Source organism: Bordetella sp. 2513F2, from assembly GCF_054642735.1.
The window spans coordinates 1,796,728-1,819,438 of record NZ_CM137755.1; the positions used below are offsets into that span (position 1 = coordinate 1,796,728).

Consider the following 22,711-nt stretch of genomic DNA (forward strand, 5'->3'; position numbering starts at 1 on the left):
CCATGAATCCGCATCCCCTGCCGTATGCCTGGGCGCGCGCGCACCGCGCCGTGCTGTCGCTGCGCGGCGGCGCGCCGCAATTGTCGGTCAGCGCGCGCACGCCGGCCTGGGCCATACGCGAAGTGCTGCGCTGCCACGGGGACGTGCCGGTGGTGGAGATCGACGACGCGGCGCTGGAAACCCTGCTCACCGCCGCCTACAGCGATACCGGCGATGCGGCCTCGGTGATGGGCGTGGCCGAAAGCGAGATCGACCTCGACCGCCTGATGCAGGACATCCCCGAGGTGACCGACCTGCTGGATGCGCAGGACGACGCACCCGTGATCCGCATGATCAACGCGCTGTTCGCCCAGGCGGCGCGCGACGGCGCGAGCGACATCCACATCGAGCCCTTCGAGACGCATTCGGTGGTGCGCTACCGCGTGGACGGCACGCTGCGCGACGTGGTGTCGCCGCGCAAGGCGCTGCATGCGGCGCTGATCTCCCGCATCAAGATCATGGCCCATCTCGACATCGCCGAGAAGCGCCTGCCGCAGGACGGGCGCATCGCGTTGCGGGTGGGCGGGCGCCCCATCGACGTGCGCGTCTCGACCCTGCCTACGGGCCACGGCGAGCGGGCCGTGCTGCGCCTGCTGGACAAGCAGGCCGGCCGCCTGCAGCTCGAGAAGCTGGGCATGAGCCCGGCCGTGCTGACCCGCCTGGACACGCTGATCCGCCAGCCGCACGGCATCGTGCTCGTCACCGGCCCCACCGGCAGCGGCAAGACGACGACGCTGTATGCGGCGCTGGCGCGGCTGGACGCCAGCACCACCAACATCCTCACGGTGGAAGACCCGATCGAGTACGATCTTCCCGGCATAGGCCAGACGCAGGTCAACCCGAAGATCGACATGAGCTTCGCCACGGCCCTGCGCGCCATCCTGCGCCAGGATCCCGACGTGATCATGATCGGCGAGATCCGGGACCTCGAAACGGCCCAGATCGCGGTGCAGGCCTCGCTCACGGGCCACCTGGTGCTGGCCACGCTGCATACCAACGATTCCGTGTCCGCCGTCACGCGCCTCACCGACATGGGCGTGGAGCCTTTCCTGCTGGCGTCTTCCCTGCTGGGCGTGCTGGCCCAGCGCCTGGTGCGCCAGCTGTGCCGGGAGTGCCGCAAGCCCGAAATGCTGCCCGATGGCCGACAGGTGTATCGTCCCGTGGGCTGTCCGGCCTGCGGGCATACCGGCTACTCGGGCCGCTCGGGCATCCATGAGCTCTTCGTGGTCGACGACCAGGTGCGCACGCTGATCCACGAAGGGCGCGACGAGCAGGTGCTGCGCCGCGCGGCCGTGGCCTCCGGCATGCGCAGCATGCGCGAGGACGGCCAGCGCTGGGTGGACGAGGGCGCGACCTCGCCCGAGGAGATCCTGCGCGTCACCCGCGAGGCCTAGGCCCTGCCGCCGGCCGACCTTGCCGGCGGCACATGACAGCGGCACATGACAGTGGTGCGTGCATGCGGCGCGGGTGCGCCCGCACGCATCATGACACCGGTAATCGATTCATCAAGGCGGTTTCACGCAGGCTTCATGGGCCGGCCGCAGCATGCCTGCGGTGCTGCCGTCCCGGCACGCCACACCTTCATTCTTTTCTCATCAACCTTCATAGGGCTAGCGAGATGTCGAAGAAAGAAAGCGGGTTTCATGTGGTCGTGGACGCGGGCAAGCGCCGCTTCCTGCGGGGCTCCGCCGCGGCGGCTTCGGGCGTGGCAGCGTTGTCGATGTTCCCGCCCAGCATACGCCGGGCGCTGGCGATCCCCGCCCACAACCGCAAGGGCACCATCGAGGACGTCGAGCACATCGTCATCCTGATGCAGGAGAACCGCTCGTTCGACCATTACTTCGGTACGCTCAAGGGCGTGCGCGGCTTTGGCGACCGCATCACGATTCCCCTGCCCGAGGGCCGCAGCGTCTGGGAGCAGTGGAACGGGGCGCGCGTGGTCATGCCCTATCACCTGGACAGCAGGGCGGGCAATGCGCAGCGCGTCGACGGCACCCCGCATGACTATCCCGACGCGCATTTCGCCTGGGACGGCGGGCGCATGGACAAATGGCCGCTCTACAAGCAGGATCATTCCATGGGCTACTACAGGCAGGCCGAACTGGAATTCCAGTTCGCGCTGGCCGATGCCTTCACGCTCTGCGACGCCTACCACTGTTCCACGCACGGCGGCACCAATACCAATCGGCTGTTCCTCTGGACCGGCACCAACGACCCCTCGGGCGCGGGCAACGGGCCGTCCACGCGCAACGCCGGCCACGACGGCTTCGGCCCGTCGAGCGAGGGCTGGACGTGGAAGACCTACCCGGAACGCCTGCAGGAGGCCGGCGTGGGCTGGAAGGTATACCAGAACCTGCCCGACAACTACGGCGACAATCCGCTGGTGGGCTTTCGCCAGTACCGTGCCGCCCACGAGGCGGAGGGCAACGGCCCGGATGGCGCGCCGTATCTGCCCTGGACGCAGGAGATCGAGGCCCGCAATCCCTTGTACAAGGGCGTGGGCAACACCATGCCCAACGCCGGCGACGTGAACGCCACCGAGCAGATGCTGGCGGATTTCGAGGCCGACGTGGCCAACGGCCGGCTGCCGCAGGTCTCCTGGATCGTCGCCACCGATACCTATTCCGAGCATCCGGGTCCGTCGAGCCCCATCCAGGGCGCCTGGTATACGCAGAAGGTCCTGGATGCGCTGACGGCGCACCCCGAGGTATGGAGCAAGACCGTGCTGTTCGTGACCTTCGACGAGAACGACGGCTTCTTCGACCACCTGCCGCCGCCCGCCGCGCCGTCGCTCGACGCCGAGGGCCGGGAGCTCGGCGCCTCCACCGTGGACACCTTGGCCGAGCGGCACACGGTGGCGTCCACCACCGATCCGGCGGACAACGAGGTCTACGGCCCCGGGCCGCGGGTGCCCATGTATGTGATCTCGCCGTGGAGCCGCGGCGGCTGGGTCAACTCGCAGGCATTCGACCACACTTCGGTGCTGCGCTTCGTGGAAGCGCGCTTCGGCGTGATCGAGGAAAACATCAGCCCCTGGCGCCGTGCGGTGCTGGGCGACCTGACCTCCGCCTTCAATTTCGCCACGCCCAATCACGATACGTTGCCGGACCTGGACCTGTTGAGCAAGGTCGAGGCGGACCTGGAGCGTGCCGCGCAGGAACAGCTGCCGCAGGTGCCTCCGCCCGACGAAAGCATGCAGCAGCTGCCTGTTCAGGAGCCGGGCGTGCGCCCCTCGCGGCCGCTGCCCTACGTGCTGCACGTCCATGGCCAGGCCGACGTCAAGTACCAGGGCCGGCACGACCGGCAGGACATGACGCTGGTCTTCTCGAACACCGGCGGGCAGGGCGCAGTATTCCACGTGTACGACCGGCTGCACCTGGAGCGCCGGCCGCGCCGCTACACGGTCGAGGCCGGCATGCGGCTGGAGGGGCGCTGGAGCACGGCCGACGATCGCGGCCGCTATGACCTGTGGGTGCTCGGCCCCAACGGCTTTCATCGGCATTTCCAGGGCGACCTCGGCGTGCTGGACGCGCACCGCGTGGCGCGGCCGGAGATCCGCGTGGACTACGACAGCGACAACGGCGACGTCCAGCTGATCCTGTCGAACACGGGCAACGTGCCGTGCACCTTCGTGGTCACGCCCAACGCGTATTTCGGCGCGGACCAGGCCCGCACCGTCACCGTGGGGGTGCACCGCCGGGAGGCGCTGTCCTGGTCGCTGCGGGACAGCGGCTGCTGGTACGACTTCACGGTGAGGGTGGAGGGCGACGAGAGCTACGTGCGCCGCTTCTGCGGCCGCGTCGAGACCGGCCGTCCGTCGGTGAGCGACCCGGCCCTGGGCATGCGCTGACGCCGGCCGGGCCGGCGCAGGAGCCGGCCCGGGCTTCAGTCCTTCACGCCGTACCGGTGCACGCCGTCGCGTGACGGACCCAGCGCATACAGCAGGCCCTGCAGGCCGGCGCGCTGGGCATCGCTGGCCTGGTCCGATGCGGCTGCCTCGCCCTGGAACCGGAAATGGCCATTGCGCATGGCGCCTTCGCCGGCAAGGCGCAACGCGCCCCGCAGGGTCTCGAGCGACAGGTGCAGGCCGTCGTCGGCACGCGTGAGGCGCAGCCGGTAATCGCCCAGCGGCGCCACGGGCGAGATGGCCGAGCTGGCCTCGCGCCAGGTGGCCTCGGCCACCGTGCCGGTGGCGGCTGCCGCGGGATCGTAGCGCTGCCATTGCAGGGCCAGCTGCCCGCCGGGGGCGATGGTGTTCCAGGGCGTGCCCAGGCCGTAGAGGGCGCCGGCGGGCAACTGCGCCTGCCCCGCCGACACCGCCGCCCCGCGCCATCCCGGCGTGATCTTCACCGGCGCGCGCATCCATGCATGGCGAACTTCCAGCCCGCCGCCGCGCCATTGCCACGACAGCGGTTCGGTGAGCATGCGGCGCTGGCCCGGCGCGCCCAGCGCAAGCCAGCCCCGGCCATTCCACAGCGTGCCGTCGGCATCGACCAGCGTCAGCAGTGCATTGTCGGGCTGCAGGCGCAGCAGCCAGCGTGCGGGCAGCACGGCCAGCGCCGCGGCTGCGGCGACGAAGCAGGCCAGCAGCACGGCCGCGAGACGCGCAAGACGGGTCATGCCTTACTCCTTCGCCTTGGGCTGCGTGCTCAGCACCGCGGTGCCGCTGAGGCGGCCGGGCAGGCGCCGGTCGTCGGCATCGCGCGGGCGCACCAGCGCCAGTTCGCTCAGCGTGAGCCGCCAGTCGCGCGGGGCGCTGTCCAGCCATCCCAGCGCGGAGGCTGCCGAGGCGGCGTCGAAGCGCAGCGTGAGGCTTCCGGCATCGCGCCGCTCGATCGCCCATTGGTCCGCGGCCATGCCGGTCTGTTGCAGGCTGGCCTCGACTTCGGCATCGGCAGGCAGCGCGGCGGGGCCGGCCGATGCGCCGCGCTGCAGGGCCCGCGCGCGGCTGGCCAGGTCCGCCACCGTGGCGGCCTGCACGCGCAGGGCAGGCAATTCGGCCTGCAGCGCGCGCATCGACTTCCAGGCCGGTTCGATGGCCAGCAGGAACAGCAATGCGCCGCCGCCCAGTACGGCGGCCGCGGTGACCAGCCGGCGCTCGCGCGGGGCGAGCCGCTGGTGGGCGGCGCGCAGCCGCTGCAGCGATTCGGCGGCCTGCGCCGTGCGCTTGCGCAGGGCGGGGGGCAGGGTGAGGGATTTGATCATGGTTGGACAGGAACGATGCGCCACTGGCCGTCGGCCTGCTCGTCGCGTTCGACGCGCACGCCCAGGGCCGCGGCGCGCTGTGCGATGGCGGGGGCGTCGGCCAGGCGGGCGTCTTCGTCTTCGGCGCCGGCCAGTTGCAGGGTCAGGGTCTGGTCGCGGTAGTGCAGCGTCTCCACGGCATCGGCGGCGAAGGGCAGCACCTGGGCCGCGGCACGCGCCAGCAGGAAGAAGTCGCCGCCCGACGTGCCGCCGCGCTGTGCCAGCAGGGCCTCGTAGCCTTGCTGGGCCTGGCGCATGGGGTCCAGCACCACGGGGATGTCCGGGAAGGCGTCGCGCACGTCCGCCTGCATGCGTGCGCGCAAGGCTTCGGCCTCGCCGCGCAGCTGGCCCGCATAGAGATTCAGGCCGGCGATCCAGAGCAGGGCGGCGATGGCCGACCAGCGCAGCGCCGGGCGCCAGGGGGAGACGTGGGTGGGGGCCAGGCGGGGCAGTTCCAGCGTCCAGCCGGGCAGCGGCGCATGCCACCGCGCAGCGTCGCGTTCCTGCGGCGGTGCGTCGGCGTCCTGCTGCAGTGCCTGCGCCGGCACCACGGCGCGCAGCTTCAGGCCGGCGTCCGACAACAGGCGGCAGGCGCGGTGCAACGCAGCGCGGTCGGCCCAGGCCACCGTCACGGTGCCGTCGGGCTCGCGCTTTCCATGACCGATCGCCAGGGCGTCCAGGTCGCTCAGCACCAGCGCCTCGAGCGCACCGCGCACGGCCGCGGGGAAGCGTGCCGGCGCCACGGCCGGCACGTTGACGCGGGCGACGATGGCATCGTCCGGATGCAGCACCGCATACACGCCCACCCCGGGCCAGGCGCCCGCCAGGGCAGCCGCCGTGAGGGCGCCCTGGCGGGCCGGCTCGCCCTTGCGGTCGAACCAGGCATGCTCCAGCAGGACGGCGGCGTTCAGGTCCTCCAGCCGGGGAAGGGCGATGCGCAGTATGTTCTTCATGGTACCTCCCGCAACCAGATGGTTTCCGGTTCGGTGTTGGCGCTGTTGCGGATCAGGGCTTGCATGGTGATGCGTGCGTTCTCGTAGACGACGGTGCCGGTGGCCATGAACCAGCTGCTGGCCGTGACGACGGTGGGCGCCGCGATGTCCCGGGCCATGCCGGCGAGGCGGTTGGCAAAGTCGCCGCTGTTCACGAACCAGCGGCCGCGGTCGCGCTCGCCGGCCAGGCTGCGCGCCTGCGACAGCGACAGCTCGGGCACCAGGGCCGCCAGCACTTCGGGCGGCGCGGTATTGACGTTGATGCTGGTCGAGGTGGGCAGCAGCGTCATGGCGCGGCGCAGGCTGGCGCGGCTGGCCGCGTCGGCCCCGGCCAGCGCGGCCAGCTCGTCGATGCCGCGCGGCAGCGGCGCCTGCGCCGAGGGCTGCGCCGTCTCGGCCTCCTCCTGTTCAGCGGGCCTGCGCGGCTGCGCGGCTGCCACGCGCTCGGCCAGCGGCACGGCCAGCGTATCGGGCAGGTCCAGGTTGGCCAGCAGCCGGCGCAGCGTTTCCAGCTGCGCCGGCTGGACCACGCCCAGGGTGGCGACGTTGTACAGGTTGTACTTGCCCTGCTCGTCCTGGATGGTGCCGGAGAACACCGCCACACGGGCATCTCCGGCGCGTTCGATGCGGGTGTCGGGCAGGGGTGTGGCCCAGAGCTGGTCGTTGCGGGTGGTGGACTCGCGGCGCGCATGGTCGCGCAGCATGAGCCGCGCCCAGTCCAGCCCCCCCACCAGCAGCCAGCGCGCCTGGACGCGGTCCTGCGCGTTGGCCGTCTGGCGCACGGCGGCCGCCTGGCGCTGGAACAGGCTGGTGCTCAGCGCAGCCACCACGGCCACGATGAGCAGCGCGGCCAGCACGGCCACGCCGCGCTGCCGCCTGCGCGCGCGCTGCGTCCTCATGGCAGCACCACGATGCGGTTGTACGGCCGGGTGACGCTGCCCACGCGGCGCTGCAGGCTCACGTCCAGGCCGGTTGCGGGGGCGGGCAGGGCGGCGGGCAGGGCAGCCCAGCCGCGTCCGGGCACCCAGGCGCGCACCTGCATGGCGGTCACGTCGGGCAGCACCAGGGCGCCCGATTGCGGCTCGGGCAGCGGGTAGCGGTCTCCCGGCGCGCCGGCATAGCGCCAGAGTCCGTCGGGACGCAGCTGCCATACCACCTGCTGCCACCATCCGGGCAGGCCCGGCGCGGCGCGCACGATGCGCAGCTGCGGCGCGCCCGAGCCCGGGGGCACCGTCACGCCGGCGGGCAGCATGGTCCTCACGCTCGTGCCGCTGCCGAGATAGGTTTCGGCGAGGTCGCGGTCCATCTGCCCCAGCGTGCGTATCACCATGTCGTTGTCCTCGGCATTGCGGCCGATCGCTTCGCGCGTGGTGGCGACCTGCGCCAGGCCGCGCCATGCCATCAGGCTGACCAGCGCCATGAGCGCCACGGCGACCAGCACCTCGATGAGCGTGAAGCCGCGCTGCGCGCGCAGGCCGGCGATGCGTCGCGTCATTGCAGATTCGACAGCAGGCCGCTGAGCATGCCCAGCGTGGCCCCGTCCCTGCCCTGCTCGTGGACCCGCACCGTGACCTGCCGGAAGCGGCGATTCAGCGAGTTGGTGAATTCGATTTCACAGACCATGGCTTCTCCGCCCTGCGCGCAGGGTTCGCTGCGGGTGCCCGCGCGCGGCAGCGTCTGTTCCAGCCGCAGCTGCGCCAGCATGTTCTCAGCCGCCAGCATCGCCAGGGTCTTGTCGTGCAGGGCGCGGTTGTTGTCGATCATCACGCCCATGGCGCGCAGCGCCGCCGCCATGGCCACGCCGATGATGGCCAGCGCCACCAGCACCTCGATCAGCGTGAAGCCCTTCTGGCGGGCCGACCGCCCGGCCGGGTTTCGCCGCAGGGCGTTTTTTCTACTGTTCGATGGCATAGCGGCCGGCGGCGTCGCGGACGATGGTGAGGCTGTCGCCCTGGGCCTGCAGCTGCAGCACCAACGGCGCGGCGATCCACTCGTTGTCGAAGACCAGCGGTAGGCCCGGATCGGCCTGCAGGGTCACGGGCGGCGACTGCCACGCGCGGCCATGCAGCAGCGCGTCGTGCTCGAATCGGTCCGGGCGCAGCGGGGCGTCGTCCTGGGCGGACAGGCGGTCGGTGCGTCCGCGGCGCTCGAAGCGCCAGCCTTGCTCGTCGGCCTGCCAGCGGATGGGGCGGCCGTCGCTGCGGGCCTCGCTTTGCGCCACCGCAAAGGCATCGAGCAATTGTTCGGCGTCGGCACGCAGCCGCCCGTCTGCGGAAGGAAACGCCGAGACGCTGACCATGGCCACGCCGATGCCGACGATCACCAGCACCACCAGGATCTCGACGAGGGTGAAGCCGCGCTCAGAGCTCCCAGGAGCCGATGTCCGCATCGCCTTCCTCCCCGCCGGGCTTGTTGTCGGCGCCGAACGAGAACACGTCGATTTCGCCTTTCACGCCGGGGTTGAGGTACTGGTAGGGATGGCCCCAGGGATCGTTGGGCAGGCGCTCGAGGTACGGGCGCCAGCCGCGCGCGTCCTGCGGGCGCTCGACCAGCGCGCGCAGCCCCTGCGAAGTGCTGGGATACCGGCCGTTGTCCAGGCGGTAGAGCTTGAGGGCCTGCATCAGCCCGGCGATGTCCTGGCGCGCCGCCACCTGGCGCGCCTGGTCGGGCCGGTCGAGTACGCGCGGCACGACCAGCGCAGCAAGAATGCCCATGATCACGATCACCACCATGATCTCGATCAGCGTGAAGCCCTGCTGACGGCGGGCAATTCGGGAAGTGCGGCGCACGGTGTCCTCCAATTTTCGGTCAAGCCCGAAATTGTGCGGCATTTATATGACAGGTTTGCGTCGCCAGCCGCTCAGGGCTGCACCCGGATGCCGTCGGGCGGCGCGCCCAGCGGCGGCGCCGCAAGCCGCGTGCGCGTGCCGCCCATGTCGAGCATGACGCCCGCGGCATCCACCGAGACCAGCGTGATCTGCGGCGCCACTTCCTGGCCCGTGCGCACGCCCACCGGCGGGCCGCCATTGACGCTCAGCAGCGCCGCGCCGCTGTCGCCGCCGGCAATCAGGCCCACCACGGCGACCTCGGTCTGGAGTACGCCGTCGCGCCCGAACCAGAGGGCCACGGGCGACACGTCGGCCTGGCGGGAGGGGGCCACCGAGAGGGCGGGCGGCAGCTGGCCCGGTTGGGGCGCGCCGAGCAGCGCGCCCCATACGCCCACGGCCGCGGCAGCGGCGAGCAGCGCGGCCAGGCGCGCCATGGCGGGCAGGTTGAGGCGGGGCAGGGGCAGGGCAGTGAGCACGATGATCCGGAGCATTCGAAGAGGCCCCGAACGTAGCGCTGCATCATGACAGGAATAAGACTTTCAGGAAGCTGAATGATGAATTTTTTATTTCATTCCCAATTTTGTAATGGGGCGTTTATAGGATGCCGGTGCTGCGGGCCCCCTGCCTGCATTTCGTCACCCCTTTTCAGTTTCCGGAGATAGGCCGACATGCAAGATCCCATCCAACTCCAACGCCGACGCATCCTCAAGCTGCTCGGCGGCGCGCCCATGCTGCCCCTGGCCGGCGGCGCCAGCGCTGTACTGCTCGCGGGCTGTAATTCCGACGACGATGACGACGAGGAGGTCGGCGGTGGCGGCGATGGCGGCGGCACGCCGGCGCCCGGCGCGACCTTCCAGTCGGCGCGCTTCGTGCCCATGGATGCGCCCGGCGCGGACGACCCGGCTGCGATGGCCACGACCACGGTGAAGTCGGCGCTGGAAGTGACGTACAGCGACGGTACCGTGCAGACTTTCCAGCTGGGCTACGAGCCCTTCTTCATGACGGGCGACCTGGTTCCCGATGGCGACGGCGGCACGATCGTGGCCGGCGGCTACTACGACATCCACAACCAGCCGATCATGGACACCACCGGCAGCACGCCGCGCCAGTTCTTCTCGGACTGCCCCGACGGCTCTTCGCTGATCACGCTGGAAAACCCGGCGGTGGCCGGCGTCACGGGCAATACCGTGTTTGCCGTGGTGCAGTTCGAATACACCTCGCGCAGCCTGGACGACTCCGACATGTACGGCCGCCTGCCCTCGCCGATCGCCGTGCTGACGCTGGACCAGGATCCCGCCACCGGCGAGCTGAAGGTGGTCAAGTACCATAACGTCGACACGTCCTCCGCCAACGGCCTGTGGATCACCTGCGGCGCGAGCCTGTCGCCCTGGAACACGCACCTCTCGAGCGAGGAATACGAGCCCGACGCCTCCTCGATCGCGTCGAACACGCAGTTCGCCGGTTTCAGCACCAACCTGTACGGCACGGCCGACGCCGCCAAGCCCTATCACTACGGCCATCTGCCGGAAGTCACCGTCAATCCCGACGGCACCGGCACGATCAAGAAGCACTACTGCCTGGGCCGCATCTCGCACGAGCTGATCCAGGTGATGCCGGACCGCCGCACCGCGCTGATGGGCGACGACGCCACCAGCGGCGGCCTGTTCATGTTCGTGGCCGACAACGAAGCCGACCTGTCCTCGGGCACGCTGTACGTGGCGCGCTTCGCGCAGACCAGCGGCGTGGACGCCGGCGCGGGCACGCTGTCGTGGATCAAGCTGGGCCACGCCACGAGCGACGAGATCCGCGCCCTGGCCGACACCCTCACCTTCGACGACATCATGGAGAAGGTCACCACCGATCCGGCCGACGATTCCTATACCAAGATCTACTACAACGGCAAGGCCGAGTGGATCCGCATCAAGGACGGCATGGAGAAGGCGGCCGCCTTCCTCGAAACCCACCGCTACGCCGGCTACGTCGGCGGCAGCATGGCGCTCACCAAGAACGAAGGCACGACGGTCAACATCAAGGACAAGATCGCCTACTCCGCGCTGGCCAACATCCAGGCCTCGATGATCAAGGGCGAGGCGGCCTGGGATCCCAACGGCGGCGTCGCGCTCGACAAGAAGATCACCGCAGGCGGCATCCTGGCCCACAAGCTGGCCGGCGGCCAGCTGGACGCCGACGGCGATGCGATCAACAGCGAGTGGGTGCCCCATGAGTACTCGACCCTGCTGGTGGGCGAGGACATCACGGCCGACGCGCTGGGCAATACCGCCAACCCCGACCGCATCGCCAGCCCCGACAACCTGAAGTTCTCGGAAAAGCTGCGCACGCTCTTCATCGGCGAGGACAGCGGCAATCACGTGACCAACTTCATGTGGGCCTACAACGTGGACACCAAGGAGCTGTCGCGCCTGCTGTCCACGCCGGCCGGCGCGGAGTCCACCGGCCTGCACGCCGTCGACGAGATCAACGGCTGGACGTACATCATGAGCAACTTCCAGCACCCGGGCGAACTGATCGGCTCGGTGCCGGCGGCGCTGGCGGACACGCTCAAGCCGCTGATCGAGGCCAACTACAAGGACGGCTTCGGCGCATCGGTGGGCTACCTGACGGGCGTGCAGCTCGAGAAGGCCTGATCCACGGCCTGAGATGGGCGGGGCCGCGGCCCCGCCCGTGTTCCGGAAGCCGGCGTTCGCCGGCTTCTTTTCTTCATGCGCTGTGTTGATGGCCGTCAGCGCCGCACGATCGACAGCGAATAGCCGTCCCAGCCCTTGGCGCCCACGGTCTGGATGGCGGTGGAGTTCAGGCGCAGGTCCTGGCCCAGCTGCTGCAGGAAGGCCTGCACGCCCCGTACGTCCGGATCGTCCTGGCTGCCGGCATCCTGCAGCCTGCCGGCGCGGGCGATGTTGTCGGCCACGATCACCGTGCCGTCGCGCGACAGCGCCAGGGCCGCCTCCAGGTAGGCGGGATTGTGCTGCTTGTCGGCATCGATGAAGATCAGGTCGAAGGGCTCGAGCGCGTCGCGGCGCAGCTGGTCCAGGCTGGCGTGGGCGTCTCCCGTCATGATGCGCACGATGCCGGACAGGCCGGCCAGCTCGACATTCTGGCGCGCCACCTGCGCGTGCGCGGGATCGCGTTCCAGGGAAATCAGCCTGCCGTCGGACGGCAGGGCGCGCGCCATGCAGATGGCGCTGTAGCCGCCCAGCGTGCCGATCTCCAGTATGCGGCGGGCGCGCGTCATTTGTGCAAAAATCTGAAGCATGCGCCCCTGGTTCGGCGCCACTTCATGGGCGGGAAGGCCGGCTGCCGCAGCGCGTGCCAGCGCGGCGTCGAGAATCGGGTCGCTCAGGCCCAGGGTTTCATTGAAGTAGGAATCCAGGGCAGTCCACTGTGATGGGTGCATGTCGTCGTATCCGGGAAAAGTGCAGGTTGCAGCCGATCTTAGGCGCGGCGGGCGGATCCCGTATATCGATTTATTCTGCAGTATCCGGCAGTTTTTTTAACGATACAGATCATGCGCAACCTGCCGCCCCTGGGGGCACTGAGGGCCTTCGAAGCCATCGCACGCACCGGATCGGTGACGCGCGCGGCCCAGGAAATGCATCGCACGCATGGCGCGCTGAGCCGCCAGCTGCGCCTGATGCAGGAGCATGCGGGCGTGCCCCTGTTCGAGAAGGAGGGCACCGGCCTGGCGCTTACCGCCGCCGGCCGCGCGCTGTACGACATGGCCCGGCCGCTGTTCGACCAGCTGGAGCAGGGCTACCGCCGCGTATTGCAGCAGGCGCGCAATCCGGGCCTGCACGTGGCCTGCAGCGCCACGTTCGCCATGCGCTGGCTGGTGCCCCAGCTGCCGGACTTCTATCGCCGCCATCCCGACGTCCGCATCAGGTTGTCCATGACCTCCGCGCGCGACATGCGCGGCGAAGACGCGGACCTGGTCATCGCCTGGGACCTGGCCTCGTATCCGCAGGCCGACCGCGCCCGTGCACGGCGGCTGGCCGGCGTCGCGTTCGGGCCGGTGTGCGCGCCCGGCCACGGCCTGCGCCGCGCCACGCGCATCAGCCACGACTACACCTCCACGGCATGGGACCAGTGGCAGGCGCTGGCCGGCAGGACGCCGGCCTGGGCGGGCGAGCGCTCATTCCCGCATACCCATCTGTGCATCGAGGCCGCGTTGTCGGGCCTGGGCGTGGCGCTGGTGGAGCGCCGGCTGGTGCGCCGGGAACTGGCGGAAGGAGCGCTGGTGGCGCCCTATGGCTTCACGCCGTTCCCCGGCGGGCTGATGGCCGTGCCGGCGGGAGACAGGCCCTGGCCGCAGGAGGCCCAGGCCTTCGTGGACTGGCTGGCCATGGCGCTGTCCGACGCCTGAGACGGCCCTGCCGGGGCCGGGATTGAGCCGGCCCCTGCGTCAGGGATGTGGCGCTTCGCGCCCGCGGATGGCCTCGAGATAGGCTGCGCAGATCGCCGTCGTGATGCCCTGGCGGGCATGTTCGCGCCGCTCCAGCATGCCCACGGCACGGGCGATGGGGCCGATGTCGCCCGGCAGCCTCAGCACGCGCAGGTCCGGCGCCTGGGGCCAGTTGGAGCCCTGCAACAGGGGCAACAGGGTCACGCCCACTTCCTGGCGCACCAGCTCCACCAGCGTCTCGATCGCGTTCAGTTCCAGGAACTCCTGCACCGACACGCCCAGCCGGCGCAGCACCCGGTCGATCTGCCGTCCGGTGCGCTGGGTGCGGTCGAAGCGCAGGAAGGGATGGGCGGCGAGCAGGGCGCGCGGATCGTCTCCCTGCGCCGAGGGCGGCGCCAGCACCACGAGGGGCTCTTCATAGAGGGGCGTCCAGCGGGTGCTGGCCATCTTGCGTCCGGCCTCCACCACGAAGGCCGCGTCGAGCTCGCCGGCCTCGACCCGGCTGGCCAGTTCGCTGGCCTTGCCCGACAGCACACGCACGTCCAGGGCCGGGTGGCGGCGCTTGAGGTGCGACACCACCTTGGAGAGCGAGCCCATGCACGACACGATGGCTCCCACGGTGACCGACCCCGCCAGTTCGTCGGGCGCGCTGCGCGGCTGGCGCAGCCTGTCGTACATGTCCAGCAGTTGCTTGGCTTCCGGCACCAGTTCGCGGCCCGCGGCGTTCAGCAGGGCCAGCCTTCCGGAACGGTCGAAGAGTTCCCGTCCCAGTTCGGCTTCCAGGGCGCGCATCTGGAAGCTCACCGCGGCCTGGGTCAGCGCCACCTGCTCCGCAGCCTCGGAAAACGAGCCGTGGTGCGCCACCGCCAGGAAGGTGCGCAGGAAGCGTAGGGTGCTCATAAAAAAACTTTTAATGACGGAATAAAAAATCAAATTGATCTAATTAGATCACGGGAGTAACGTCGCGAGCTTCCCTCCCTATCGAGTCGCCGCATGAAGAACTTCAACTGGGCCAACCCCTATCCTTCGCACCGCATCCCGCTGTTCGCGCGCAACGTGGTGTCGACCTCCCACCCGCTGGCGGCCCAGGCCGGCCTGCGCATGCTGCTCAAGGGCGGCAACGCGGTCGATGCCGCGATCGCCGCGGCAGCCACCATCGTGCTGGTCGAGCCCGTGTCCTGCGGCCTGGGCGGCGACTGCTTCGCCATCGTCTGGGACGGCCAGGAACTGCACGGCCTCAATTCCTCGGGCGTGGCGCCCGCGGCATGGAACGTGGAGTATTTCAAGCGCAAGTACGGCACGGGCACTGACGGGCTGGCACAGCGGCCCAAGCGCGGCTGGGATGCCGTCACCGTGCCGGGCGTGGTGGCCGGCTGGGCCGCCCTGCACGGCAAGCTGGGCAAGCTGCCGTTCGAGCAGCTGTTCGAGCCCGCCATCGAGATCGCCGAGCGCGGTTATGCCGTGCCGCCGGTGGTGGCGCACAAGTGGGAAGCCGCCGCCGCCGAGCTGGCCGGCCAGCCGGGCTATGCCCAGGCCTTCATGCCCCAGGGCCGCGCGCCGCGGGTGGGCGAGCACTTCCGCTTTCCCGACGCGGCCCATGCGCTGCGCCGCATCGCTGCCAGCGGCGGCCGAGACTTCTACGAAGGCGAGCTGGCCGAGCGCATCGCCGCCTTCAGCAAGGAAGGCGGCGGCGCCATGACGCTGGACGACCTGCGCAATTACCGGCCCGAGTGGGTCAAGCCGATTTCCAAGTCGTACCACGGCTACGCGCTGCACGAGATCCCGCCCAACGGGCAGGGCATCGCCGCGCTGATCGCGCTGGGCATCTGCGAGCGCTTCGACCTGCGCAACATGCCGGTGGACTCGGTGCAGTCGCAGCACGTGCAGATCGAGGCCATGAAGCTGGCCTTCGCAGACCTGTACCGCTACGTGGGTGATCCGCGCTCCATGGACGTCACGCCGGAGCAGATGCTGGACGACGCGTACCTCGACAGCCGCGCCAGGCTCATCGACCTCGACCGCGCCACGCATTTCCAGGCCGGCCGCCCGCATGCCGGCGGCACCATCTATCTCACCGCCGCCGACGAGAACGGCATGATGATCTCGTTCATCCAGTCGAACTACATGGGTTTCGGCTCCGGCGTGGTGGTGCCCGGCACGGGCATCAGCCTGCAGAACCGCGGCGTGGGCTTCTCCATGGACCCGGCCTCCGCCAACGTGGTGGCGGGCGGCAAGCGCCCCTTCCACACCATCATCCCGGGCTTCCTCACCCAGGGCGGCCGCCCGGTGATGAGCTTCGGCGTGATGGGCGGCGACATGCAGCCGCAGGGCCACCTGCAGACAGCGATCCGCATGATCGACTACGATCAACAACCGCAGGCCGCCTGCGACGCGCCGCGCTGGAAGGTGAACCGCGACTTCACGCTGGACGTCGAGTCGTCCATGAGCCGCGATACCGTGGAAGGCCTCAAGCAGCGCGGCCACGCGCTCAAGTCGGTGGACGATCCTTACATGGACTTCGGCGCCGGGCAGTTCATCTGGCGCATGTCGGCCGGCGACAACGAACTGGGTTACGTCGCGGCGAGCGATCCGCGCCGTGATGGTCAGGCGGTGGGCTTCTGAGGCCTGTCCGCATATCGCAGAGCTAGGGGAATAACCAAATGAAGAAACTGAAGCGCTTGGGCATGCTGGCGGGCGGCATGCTGCTGGCGGTGGCCGGCGGCGCCGCCGCCGCGCAGGAATTGCGCATCGGGCTGCAGGAAGATCCCGATGTGCTGGATCCGCACCGCGCACGTACGTACGTCGGCCGCATCGTGTTCACGTCGCTGTGCGACAAGCTGGTCGACATCGACGAGAAGCTGGAGTTCGTGCCGCAGCTGGCGCAGTCCTGGACGTGGAGCGACGACAACCGGACGCTCACCTTCAAGCTGCGCACCGACGCGGTGTTCCACGACGGCACCCGCTTCGACGCGGCCGCGGCCAAGGCCAACCTGGAGCGCGCCATGACGCTGCAGGACAGCATGCGCAAGGGCGAGCTCGCCTCGGTGGCCGGCATCGAGGCGCCCGACGCGGCCACCCTGGTGCTCAAGCTGAAGCAGCCCGACGCCACGCTGCTGGCCAACCTGTCGGACCGCTCCGGCATGATGCTCTCGCCCAAGACCTTCGATCCGGCCGATTCCTCCACGGTGGGCAAGCAGCCGGTATGCTCGGGGCCCTACAAGTTCGTGCAGCGGGTGCAGAACGACCGCATCGTGCTGGAGAAGTTCGACCAGTACTACGATGCCGGGCAATACCACTTCTCGCGCCTGGTGTTCCTGCCCATTCCCGATACCACCGTGCGCCTGTCCAACCTGCGCGCGGGCGGGCTGCACATCCTCGAGCGCCTGAACCCGTCCGACGTGGGCCAGGTGAAGGGCGATTCCAACCTGGTGCTGGCCACGGTGTCGGGCCTGGGCTACCAGGAAGTGTTCTTCAACTTCAACAACGGTCCGCGGGCCGAAAGCAGCCCGTTCAAGGACGCGCGCGTGCGCAAGGCCTTCGAGCTGTCGGTCGACCGCAACATCATCAATGAAGTGGTGGGCGCGGGCATCTTCGAGCCGGCCAGCCAGCCGTTCCCCCCGGCCAGCCCCTACCACAGCAGCAAGTACCCGGCGCCCGCGCGCGATGTGGAAAAGGCCCGCGCGCTGCTGAAGGAGGCCGGCGTGGAAACGGTGCAGGCCGAGTTCGCCTTCGGCAACAACACCACCACCTCGGCCATTGCCGAGATGATCCAGGCCATGTCGGCGGAGGCCGGCTTCCAGCTCAGCCTGCGGCCCACCGAGTACGCGGCCTTGCTCAGCGAGGCCCAGCGCGGCAACTTCCAGGTGATGATGCGCGGCTGGTCCGGCCGCGTGGACCCCGACGGGAACCTGCACCAGTTCGTCACGTGCAAGGGCGCGCAGAACGACGGGCGCTACTGCAATCCCGACGTGGACAAGCTGCTCAACGAGGCGCGCACGGTCACCGACCAGGCCCGGCGCAAGGCCCTGTACGAGCGGGCCGAGGGGCTGCGGCAGGCCGACAAGCAGAATTTCTACCTCTACTACCAGCCGTGGCCGTTCGCGCTGCAGAAAAGCGTGCAGGGCTTCAAGCCCTATCCCGACGGTATGATCCGGTTGAAGGGCGTCACGCTGGCGGCAAAATAGTGTGAACAGGCCCTGGGCGACGCCGGCGCCGTCCGGGCCGCATCCGCGGCAGTCGGCGCCGGCGCGCTTGTCCGTTTTTCCGGTTATCCCATGCTGAAACTCATATTGCGCCGCGTCTTCGTGGCGATCCCGACGCTGATCCTGGTGTCGATGATCGTTTTCTCGCTGCAGAAGATCCTGCCCGGCGACCCGGTGCTGACCCTGGCAGGCGAAGAGCGCGATCCGGCCGTGCTCGACTACCTGCGCGAGAAGTACCGCCTCAACGACCCGCTGCCCGTGCAGTACGGCGCCTGGCTGACCCAGGTGCTGCAGGGCGACCTGGGCAAGTCGCTGCGTACCGACGTGCCGGTGCTCGACCTGATCGGCCAGAAGCTGCCCGTGACGCTGCAGCTCGCCCTGATGGCGATGTTCTTCGCCGTGCTCCTGGGCATTCCCATGGGCATCATCGCGGCCGTGCGCAAGGGCACCGCCGTGGAGATGGGCGCCAACGTGGCCGCCCTGTCCGGCATGTCGATTCCCAATTTCTGGCTGGGCATCATCCTCATCATGGTGGTGTCGGTGCAGTGGCAGCTGCTGCCGGCCTCGGGCTACGTGCCGCCCTCGCAGGACCTCTGGCTGTCGATCAAGACCCTGCTCATGCCCTCGCTGGTGCTGTCCACCGCCATCGCCGCCTACCTGATGCGGCACACGCGTTCGGCCATGCTCGAGGCCCTGAGCGCCGACTACGTGCGCACGGCGCGCGCCAAGGGCGTGTCGCCGCGCCAGGTGGTGCTGCGGCATGCGCTGCGCAACGCGCTGATGCCCATCGTGACGCTGGTCACGCTGCTCTTCGGCGAACTGCTGGCCGGCGCCGTGCTTACCGAGCAGGTATTCACCATCCCGGGCTTCGGCAAGCTGATCGTCGACGCCGTGTTCAACCGCGACTACGCCGTGGTGCAAGGCGTGGTGCTGTGCGTGGCCGTGGGCTTCATCGTCATGAACCTGCTGGCCGACGTGCTCTACATCCTGGTCAATCCCCGCCTGAGGCACGCATGACGACGATACAGACTGCCGCGGTCGCCGCCGTTCCGCCCCGCAGCGGCAACCGCGCCTGGAACAAGTTCCGGCGCAACCGCACGGCCCTGCTGGGCGCGGGCATCGTCCTGGTGTTCGTGATCCTGGCCATCCTGGCGCCCTTGCTGGCCACCCACGATCCTTTCCAGACCAGCTTCATGACCATACGCAAGGCGCCGTCCGCGGCCTTCTGGCTGGGCACCGACGAGCTGGGGCGCGACATCTACAGCCGGCTGCTGTACGGGGCGCAGGCCTCGCTCATGGCAGGCCTGGTGTCGGTGGTGATCGCCCTGGTGGTGGGCGTGCCCTTCGGGCTGGCGGCCGGCTATTTCGGCGGCTGGACCGACAGCGTCATCTCGCGCGCCACCGAGGCCCTGCTGGCCATTCCCTTCCTGATCCTGGCCATTGCGCTGGCGGCCTTCCTGGGCCCCAGCCTCACCAACGCCATGATCGCCATCGGCGTGTCGGCCGCGCCCAAGTTCATCCGGCTCACGCGCGGGCAGGTGCTGGCCGTGAAGAACGAAGACTACGTGCAGAGCGCCCGCGCGCTGGGCGCGTCCGACCTGCGCATCATCGCGCGCCATGTGTTCCCCAACGTGATGCCGCCGCTGATCGTGCAGGCCACCATCACCATCGCCACGGCCATCATCGCCGAGGCCAGCCTCTCGTTCCTGGGCCTGGGGCTGCAGCCGCCCAACCCCTCGTGGGGCTCCATGCTCAACACGGCCAAGAACTTCATGACCCAGGCGCCCTGGATGTCCATCTTCCCCGGCTCGGCCATCTTCCTCGTGGTGCTGGGATTCAACCTGCTCGGTGACGGGCTGCGCGACGCGCTCGATCCGCGTCAAGAGAAGTAGTAGGGTCTGTTCACACTATGGCAAGCATGGATTCCAAGCGCGTGGCGCAGGTCGAAGGCCTGACGGTACGCTTCAACACCCCCGCGCGCGTCGTCGAGGCGGTGCGCGACGTCTCCTTTCATGTCGACCGCGGCGAGACGCTCGCCATCGTGGGCGAATCGGGTTCCGGCAAGTCCGTGACCTCGCTGTCGCTGATGCGCCTGGTGGAATACGGCGGCGGGCACATCACCGCGGGCAGCATGCTGCTGCGCCGGCGCAGCGGCGAGGTGCTGGACCTCGCCCGCGCGCCCGAACACACCCTGCAGCGCGTGCGCGGCGCCGACATCGCCATGATCTTCCAGGAGCCCATGACCTCGCTGAACCCCAGCTTCACCGCCGGGGCCCAGATCGCCGAGGCGCTGCAGCTGCACCAGGACCTCGATGCCGCGGCAGCGCGCGCCGAGGCGCTGCGCATGCTCGAGCGGGTGCGGATCCCGGAGGCGCGCGCCATCCTGGATCGCTATCCGCACCAGCTTTCGGGCGGCATGCGCCAGCGCGTGATGATCGCCATGGCGCTGTCCTGCAAGCCGCAGCTGCTGATCGCCGACGAGCCCACCACCGCGCTCGACGTGACCATCCAGGCGCAGATCCTGCAGCTCATACGCCAGCTGCAGGAAGAGATGGACATGGGCGTGATCTTCATCACGCACGACATGGGCGTGGTGGCCGAGGTGGCCGACCGGGTGCTGGTGATGTACCGCGGCGACAAGGTCGAGGAGGGCGGCACCGACCAGGTGTTCGCCGAGCCGCGCCATGGCTACACGCGCGCGCTGCTGTCGGCCGTGCCGCGCCTGGGCGCCATGCAGGGCACGGTGCATCCGGCGCCGTTTCCGTTGCTGCGCGTGGATGGCGCGGACGAGGTTCCCGAGGCCGCGCCCGTCGACACCGTGCGCCGCGAGCATGGACCGGTGCTGCGCGTGCGCGACCTGGTCACGCGCTTCGACGTGGCCAGCGGCCTGTTCGGGCGCGTGCAGAAGCGCGTGCACGCGGTCGAGAAGGTCAGCTTCGATCTCTATCCCGGCGAGACGCTCTCCCTGGTGGGCGAGTCGGGTTGCGGCAAGACCACCACCGGCCGTTCGCTGCTGCAGCTCGTCAAGAGCCAGGGCGGCAGCATCGAGTTCGACGGGCGCGACATCGGTTCGCTGCGCGGTTCGGCCATGCAGTCGCTGCGGCGGCACATCCAGTTCATTTTCCAGGATCCCTTCGCCTCGCTGGACCCGCGCATGACGGTGGGCGACTCCATCATGGAGCCGCTGCTGATCCACGGCGTGGCGCGCGGCAGGCAGGCCCGGGAAAGGGTGCGCTGGCTGATGGACAAATGCGGCCTGCTGCCCGAGATGGTGGACCGCTATCCGCACGAGTTCTCGGGCGGCCAGCGCCAGCGCATCAGCATCGCGCGGGCCCTGGCTCTCAATCCCAAGGTGGTGGTGGCCGACGAGTCCGTGTCGGCGCTGGACGTCTCCATCCAGGCCCAGATCGTCAATCTGCTGCTGGACCTGCAGCGCGAACTGGGCGTGGCCTATCTCTTCATCTCGCACGACATGGCGGTGGTGGAACGCATCAGCCACCGCGTGGCCGTGATGTACCTGGGCCAGATCGTGGAGATCGGCCCGCGCCAGGCGATTTTCGAGAATCCGCAGCATCCCTACACCCGCAAGCTGATGGCGGCCGTGCCCATCGCCGATCCGCAGCGCCGCCATCGCGAGCGTTCGCTGCTGGTCGACGAGATCCCCAGCCCGGTGCGCCGCGTGGGCGACGAACCCGTGGTCGAGCCGCTGGTGCAGGTGGGCGAGGGACACTACGTGGCACGCCACACGGTGGGCGTGTACTGAGCGTTCCGGTGTTTGCGGCAGGGCGGCCTTTTCCGCCCCTGAGTCTTGCGCGCGGTCCCGTCGCCGGGGTGACGCGTTCAGTCGTCGCTAACCAGGCGGCTGCCGTGTATCAGCAAGACCGGCACGGCCGACGGGTCGAAATCATCGAGGCATCGGGTGTTCACGGCCCAGCCCGTGAAAGGTTCGACTCCTCGGGCGCGCTCGGCAATGGTCGGTAGGCTGGGCCGCCGGAAAGGCAGTACGCCGCACCGCCGGCAGAAGTAGTCGACTGCCGTGCCGGAACCCCAGCGGTATTCGCTCAGATCGTTCCAGGGCCTGAGCAGGCGCAGGGCTTCGGCGGGCACCCGGTGGATCAGCGCGCTTCGGCGGCGGCAGACGGAGCAGTCGCAGGAGCGTACGTGGTCGATGTCCGCCTCCACTTCGAAGCGCACGGAGCCGCAGTGGCAGCTGCCTGCATAGACCCGCCGCATTCAGCGTTTCTCGAGCGCCAGGCGCAGGCCGAAGGCGAGGAACACGGCGCCGGTGGCGCGATCCAGGCCGCGCGCCACCGCGGGGCGGGCCAGCCAGCGGGCCAGCGGGCGCGTGGCGGCCACGAGCAGCGCGAACCAGGCGATGCCCATCGCGGCGTGCAGGCCCGCCAGCAGGATGCTGAAGGCGAGCACGTCCACGCCCTGCGGGATGAACTGCGGCAGGAATGTGATGTAGAACACGCCGACCTTGGGATTCAGCAGGTTGGTAAGGCAGCCGCGCCCGAACCAGGCCAGCGGCGTGGAGGCGGCGCCAGCGTGGGCGGCCGCGGCCATGGCCGCCGGCGACGGCGCGGCCGGCGCGGTGCGGCGGCTGCGCCACAGCAGCATGGTGCCGAGATAGAGCAGGTACGCGGCTCCCGCGGCACGCAGCACGTCGTAGGCGAGCTGCGACGCCTGCAGCAGCGAGCCCAGGCCCCACGCGGCCGCCAGGCCCCAGCCCAGGCAGCCGGCGCAGATGCCGAGCCCTGCCATCAGGGCGCGGCGCGGCCCCTCGTTGGCGGCGGTGCGCAGCACCAGGGCGGTGTCCAGGCCGGGCGTGAGCGTGATGACGAGGGCGGCGACACAGAAGGCGAGGAGGGCGGCGGCAGGTGTCATGTGCGGCGGAATCGGCGCTGCGGTTGGCGGGGGGCCTGTGGCGGATTGCCGCCATCATACTGCGGGCATGGCAGGTTATAGTGCCGCCTTTGTTGGATACCG

22 protein-coding genes are annotated in these 22,711 nt (G+C 69.6%); 9 read left to right on the plus strand and 13 right to left on the minus strand.

Going from position 1 to position 22,711, the window contains the following annotated elements:
* The first annotated feature begins 2 nt into the window (after nt 1-2).
* Nucleotides 3-1,433 carry a type II secretion system ATPase GspE gene (gene gspE, locus ACYBYQ_RS08565; RefSeq protein ID WP_459618321.1) on the plus strand — a complete coding sequence of 477 codons (1,431 nt, stop codon included), beginning with the start codon at nt 3-5 and terminating at the stop codon, nt 1,431-1,433.
* 224 nt (nt 1,434-1,657) lie between these two features.
* A complete protein-coding gene (locus ACYBYQ_RS08570) occupies nt 1,658-3,889 on the plus strand; it encodes a phosphocholine-specific phospholipase C (RefSeq protein WP_459618322.1) in 2,232 nt (743 codons plus the stop codon).
* Nucleotides 3,890-3,924: 35 nt separating this feature from the next.
* Here the strand turns inward: ACYBYQ_RS08570 and gspN are convergent, their stop codons facing one another.
* The 9 genes from gspN to ACYBYQ_RS08615 all read right to left on the minus strand — a co-directional run bounded on the left by gspN (nt 3,925) and on the right by ACYBYQ_RS08615 (nt 9,594).
* Nucleotides 3,925-4,659, minus strand: a complete 735-nt coding sequence (gene gspN, locus ACYBYQ_RS08575; RefSeq protein WP_459618323.1) for a type II secretion system protein N — start codon at nt 4,657-4,659, stop codon at nt 3,925-3,927.
* Between the two features lie 3 nt (nt 4,660-4,662).
* The gene (locus ACYBYQ_RS08580; protein WP_459618324.1) at nt 4,663-5,244 is read right to left on the minus strand and encodes a type II secretion system protein M; all 582 of its coding nucleotides are present in this window, start codon (nt 5,242-5,244) and stop codon (nt 4,663-4,665) included.
* Entirely contained in the window at nt 5,241-6,236 is a 996-nt protein-coding gene (gspL, locus tag ACYBYQ_RS08585; RefSeq protein ID WP_459618325.1) for a type II secretion system protein GspL, read from the minus strand. The genes ACYBYQ_RS08580 and gspL overlap by 4 nt, the downstream gene beginning before the upstream one ends.
* Complete coding sequence (gene gspK / locus ACYBYQ_RS08590) at nt 6,233-7,174, minus strand: type II secretion system minor pseudopilin GspK (RefSeq protein WP_459618326.1); 942 nt, start codon at nt 7,172-7,174, stop codon at nt 6,233-6,235. The genes gspL and gspK overlap by 4 nt, the downstream gene beginning before the upstream one ends.
* Nucleotides 7,171-7,770, minus strand: coding sequence for a PulJ/GspJ family protein (locus ACYBYQ_RS08595; RefSeq protein WP_459618327.1), 600 nt, complete (start codon nt 7,768-7,770; stop codon nt 7,171-7,173). The genes gspK and ACYBYQ_RS08595 overlap by 4 nt, the downstream gene beginning before the upstream one ends.
* Entirely contained in the window at nt 7,767-8,186 is a 420-nt protein-coding gene (gspI, locus tag ACYBYQ_RS08600; protein ID WP_459618328.1) for a type II secretion system minor pseudopilin GspI, read from the minus strand. Before gspI ends, ACYBYQ_RS08595 begins: the two co-directional genes overlap by 4 nt.
* Nucleotides 8,170-8,664, minus strand: a complete 495-nt coding sequence (gene gspH / locus ACYBYQ_RS08605; protein ID WP_459618329.1) for a type II secretion system minor pseudopilin GspH — start codon at nt 8,662-8,664, stop codon at nt 8,170-8,172. The genes gspI and gspH overlap by 17 nt, the downstream gene beginning before the upstream one ends.
* Complete coding sequence (gene gspG / locus ACYBYQ_RS08610) at nt 8,636-9,007, minus strand: type II secretion system major pseudopilin GspG (RefSeq protein WP_459618736.1); 372 nt, start codon at nt 9,005-9,007, stop codon at nt 8,636-8,638. The genes gspH and gspG overlap by 29 nt, the downstream gene beginning before the upstream one ends.
* A gap of 128 nt (nt 9,008-9,135) precedes the next feature.
* Nucleotides 9,136-9,594, minus strand: coding sequence for a hypothetical protein (locus ACYBYQ_RS08615; RefSeq protein WP_459618330.1), 459 nt, complete (start codon nt 9,592-9,594; stop codon nt 9,136-9,138).
* A 177-nt stretch (nt 9,595-9,771) separates the two neighbouring features.
* On the opposite strand from ACYBYQ_RS08615, the gene ACYBYQ_RS08620 reads away from it, so the two are divergent.
* The gene (locus tag ACYBYQ_RS08620; protein WP_459618331.1) at nt 9,772-11,748 is read left to right on the plus strand and encodes a PhoX family protein; all 1,977 of its coding nucleotides are present in this window, start codon (nt 9,772-9,774) and stop codon (nt 11,746-11,748) included.
* A gap of 95 nt (nt 11,749-11,843) precedes the next feature.
* Here the strand turns inward: ACYBYQ_RS08620 and ACYBYQ_RS08625 are convergent, their stop codons facing one another.
* Nucleotides 11,844-12,515: an O-methyltransferase gene (locus ACYBYQ_RS08625; protein WP_459618332.1), complete on the minus strand. Its 672-nt coding sequence runs from the start codon at nt 12,513-12,515 to the stop codon at nt 11,844-11,846.
* A 111-nt stretch (nt 12,516-12,626) separates the two neighbouring features.
* On the opposite strand from ACYBYQ_RS08625, the gene ACYBYQ_RS08630 reads away from it, so the two are divergent.
* On the plus strand, nt 12,627-13,481 hold the full coding sequence (locus ACYBYQ_RS08630) for a LysR substrate-binding domain-containing protein (RefSeq protein WP_459618333.1): 855 nt from the start codon (nt 12,627-12,629) through the stop codon (nt 13,479-13,481).
* A gap of 39 nt (nt 13,482-13,520) precedes the next feature.
* Here ACYBYQ_RS08630 and ACYBYQ_RS08635 read toward each other — a convergent pair whose 3' ends face one another.
* Nucleotides 13,521-14,420: a LysR family transcriptional regulator gene (locus tag ACYBYQ_RS08635; RefSeq protein ID WP_459618334.1), complete on the minus strand. Its 900-nt coding sequence runs from the start codon at nt 14,418-14,420 to the stop codon at nt 13,521-13,523.
* A gap of 93 nt (nt 14,421-14,513) precedes the next feature.
* Between ACYBYQ_RS08635 and ggt the strand changes: the two genes are divergently transcribed.
* The 5 genes from ggt to ACYBYQ_RS08660 all read left to right on the plus strand — a co-directional run bounded on the left by ggt (nt 14,514) and on the right by ACYBYQ_RS08660 (nt 21,485).
* On the plus strand, nt 14,514-16,142 hold the full coding sequence (ggt, locus tag ACYBYQ_RS08640; protein WP_459618335.1) for a gamma-glutamyltransferase: 1,629 nt from the start codon (nt 14,514-14,516) through the stop codon (nt 16,140-16,142).
* 38 nt (nt 16,143-16,180) lie between these two features.
* The gene (locus ACYBYQ_RS08645; RefSeq protein ID WP_459618336.1) at nt 16,181-17,704 is read left to right on the plus strand and encodes an ABC transporter substrate-binding protein; all 1,524 of its coding nucleotides are present in this window, start codon (nt 16,181-16,183) and stop codon (nt 17,702-17,704) included.
* A gap of 90 nt (nt 17,705-17,794) precedes the next feature.
* Nucleotides 17,795-18,739: an ABC transporter permease gene (locus ACYBYQ_RS08650; RefSeq protein ID WP_459618337.1), complete on the plus strand. Its 945-nt coding sequence runs from the start codon at nt 17,795-17,797 to the stop codon at nt 18,737-18,739.
* Entirely contained in the window at nt 18,736-19,614 is an 879-nt protein-coding gene (locus ACYBYQ_RS08655; protein WP_459618338.1) for an ABC transporter permease, read from the plus strand. The genes ACYBYQ_RS08650 and ACYBYQ_RS08655 overlap by 4 nt, the downstream gene beginning before the upstream one ends.
* A gap of 26 nt (nt 19,615-19,640) precedes the next feature.
* Nucleotides 19,641-21,485, plus strand: a complete 1,845-nt coding sequence (locus ACYBYQ_RS08660; protein ID WP_459618339.1) for a dipeptide ABC transporter ATP-binding protein — start codon at nt 19,641-19,643, stop codon at nt 21,483-21,485.
* Between the two features lie 77 nt (nt 21,486-21,562).
* Here the strand turns inward: ACYBYQ_RS08660 and ACYBYQ_RS08665 are convergent, their stop codons facing one another.
* The gene (locus ACYBYQ_RS08665) at nt 21,563-21,955 is read right to left on the minus strand and encodes a GFA family protein (RefSeq protein ID WP_459618340.1); all 393 of its coding nucleotides are present in this window, start codon (nt 21,953-21,955) and stop codon (nt 21,563-21,565) included.
* Nucleotides 21,956-22,609 carry a LysE family translocator gene (locus tag ACYBYQ_RS08670; RefSeq protein ID WP_459618341.1) on the minus strand — a complete coding sequence of 218 codons (654 nt, stop codon included), beginning with the start codon at nt 22,607-22,609 and terminating at the stop codon, nt 21,956-21,958.
* Between the last annotated feature and the right edge of the window lie 102 nt (nt 22,610-22,711).

What these genes read in the sequence shown, in the direction of transcription:
- gspE (WP_459618321.1), top strand. Translation starts at nt 3, where the DNA reads ATGAATCCGCATCCCCTGCCGTATGCCTGGGCGCGCGCGCACCGCGCC.
- ACYBYQ_RS08570 (WP_459618322.1), top strand. Translation starts at nt 1,658, where the DNA reads ATGTCGAAGAAAGAAAGCGGGTTTCATGTGGTCGTGGACGCGGGCAAG.
- gspN (WP_459618323.1), bottom strand. Translation starts at nt 4,659, where the DNA reads ATGACCCGTCTTGCGCGTCTCGCGGCCGTGCTGCTGGCCTGCTTCGTC.
- ACYBYQ_RS08580 (WP_459618324.1), bottom strand. Translation starts at nt 5,244, where the DNA reads ATGATCAAATCCCTCACCCTGCCCCCCGCCCTGCGCAAGCGCACGGCG.
- gspL (WP_459618325.1), bottom strand. Translation starts at nt 6,236, where the DNA reads ATGAAGAACATACTGCGCATCGCCCTTCCCCGGCTGGAGGACCTGAAC.
- gspK (WP_459618326.1), bottom strand. Translation starts at nt 7,174, where the DNA reads ATGAGGACGCAGCGCGCGCGCAGGCGGCAGCGCGGCGTGGCCGTGCTG.
- ACYBYQ_RS08595 (WP_459618327.1), bottom strand. Translation starts at nt 7,770, where the DNA reads ATGACGCGACGCATCGCCGGCCTGCGCGCGCAGCGCGGCTTCACGCTC.
- gspI (WP_459618328.1), bottom strand. Translation starts at nt 8,186, where the DNA reads ATGCCATCGAACAGTAGAAAAAACGCCCTGCGGCGAAACCCGGCCGGG.
- gspH (WP_459618329.1), bottom strand. Translation starts at nt 8,664, where the DNA reads ATGCGGACATCGGCTCCTGGGAGCTCTGAGCGCGGCTTCACCCTCGTC.
- gspG (WP_459618736.1), bottom strand. Translation starts at nt 9,007, where the DNA reads ATGGTGGTGATCGTGATCATGGGCATTCTTGCTGCGCTGGTCGTGCCG.
- ACYBYQ_RS08615 (WP_459618330.1), bottom strand. Translation starts at nt 9,594, where the DNA reads ATGCTCCGGATCATCGTGCTCACTGCCCTGCCCCTGCCCCGCCTCAAC.
- ACYBYQ_RS08620 (WP_459618331.1), top strand. Translation starts at nt 9,772, where the DNA reads ATGCAAGATCCCATCCAACTCCAACGCCGACGCATCCTCAAGCTGCTC.
- ACYBYQ_RS08625 (WP_459618332.1), bottom strand. Translation starts at nt 12,515, where the DNA reads ATGCACCCATCACAGTGGACTGCCCTGGATTCCTACTTCAATGAAACC.
- ACYBYQ_RS08630 (WP_459618333.1), top strand. Translation starts at nt 12,627, where the DNA reads ATGCGCAACCTGCCGCCCCTGGGGGCACTGAGGGCCTTCGAAGCCATC.
- ACYBYQ_RS08635 (WP_459618334.1), bottom strand. Translation starts at nt 14,420, where the DNA reads ATGAGCACCCTACGCTTCCTGCGCACCTTCCTGGCGGTGGCGCACCAC.
- ggt (WP_459618335.1), top strand. Translation starts at nt 14,514, where the DNA reads ATGAAGAACTTCAACTGGGCCAACCCCTATCCTTCGCACCGCATCCCG.
- ACYBYQ_RS08645 (WP_459618336.1), top strand. Translation starts at nt 16,181, where the DNA reads ATGAAGAAACTGAAGCGCTTGGGCATGCTGGCGGGCGGCATGCTGCTG.
- ACYBYQ_RS08650 (WP_459618337.1), top strand. Translation starts at nt 17,795, where the DNA reads ATGCTGAAACTCATATTGCGCCGCGTCTTCGTGGCGATCCCGACGCTG.
- ACYBYQ_RS08655 (WP_459618338.1), top strand. Translation starts at nt 18,736, where the DNA reads ATGACGACGATACAGACTGCCGCGGTCGCCGCCGTTCCGCCCCGCAGC.
- ACYBYQ_RS08660 (WP_459618339.1), top strand. Translation starts at nt 19,641, where the DNA reads ATGGATTCCAAGCGCGTGGCGCAGGTCGAAGGCCTGACGGTACGCTTC.
- ACYBYQ_RS08665 (WP_459618340.1), bottom strand. Translation starts at nt 21,955, where the DNA reads ATGCGGCGGGTCTATGCAGGCAGCTGCCACTGCGGCTCCGTGCGCTTC.
- ACYBYQ_RS08670 (WP_459618341.1), bottom strand. Translation starts at nt 22,609, where the DNA reads ATGACACCTGCCGCCGCCCTCCTCGCCTTCTGTGTCGCCGCCCTCGTC.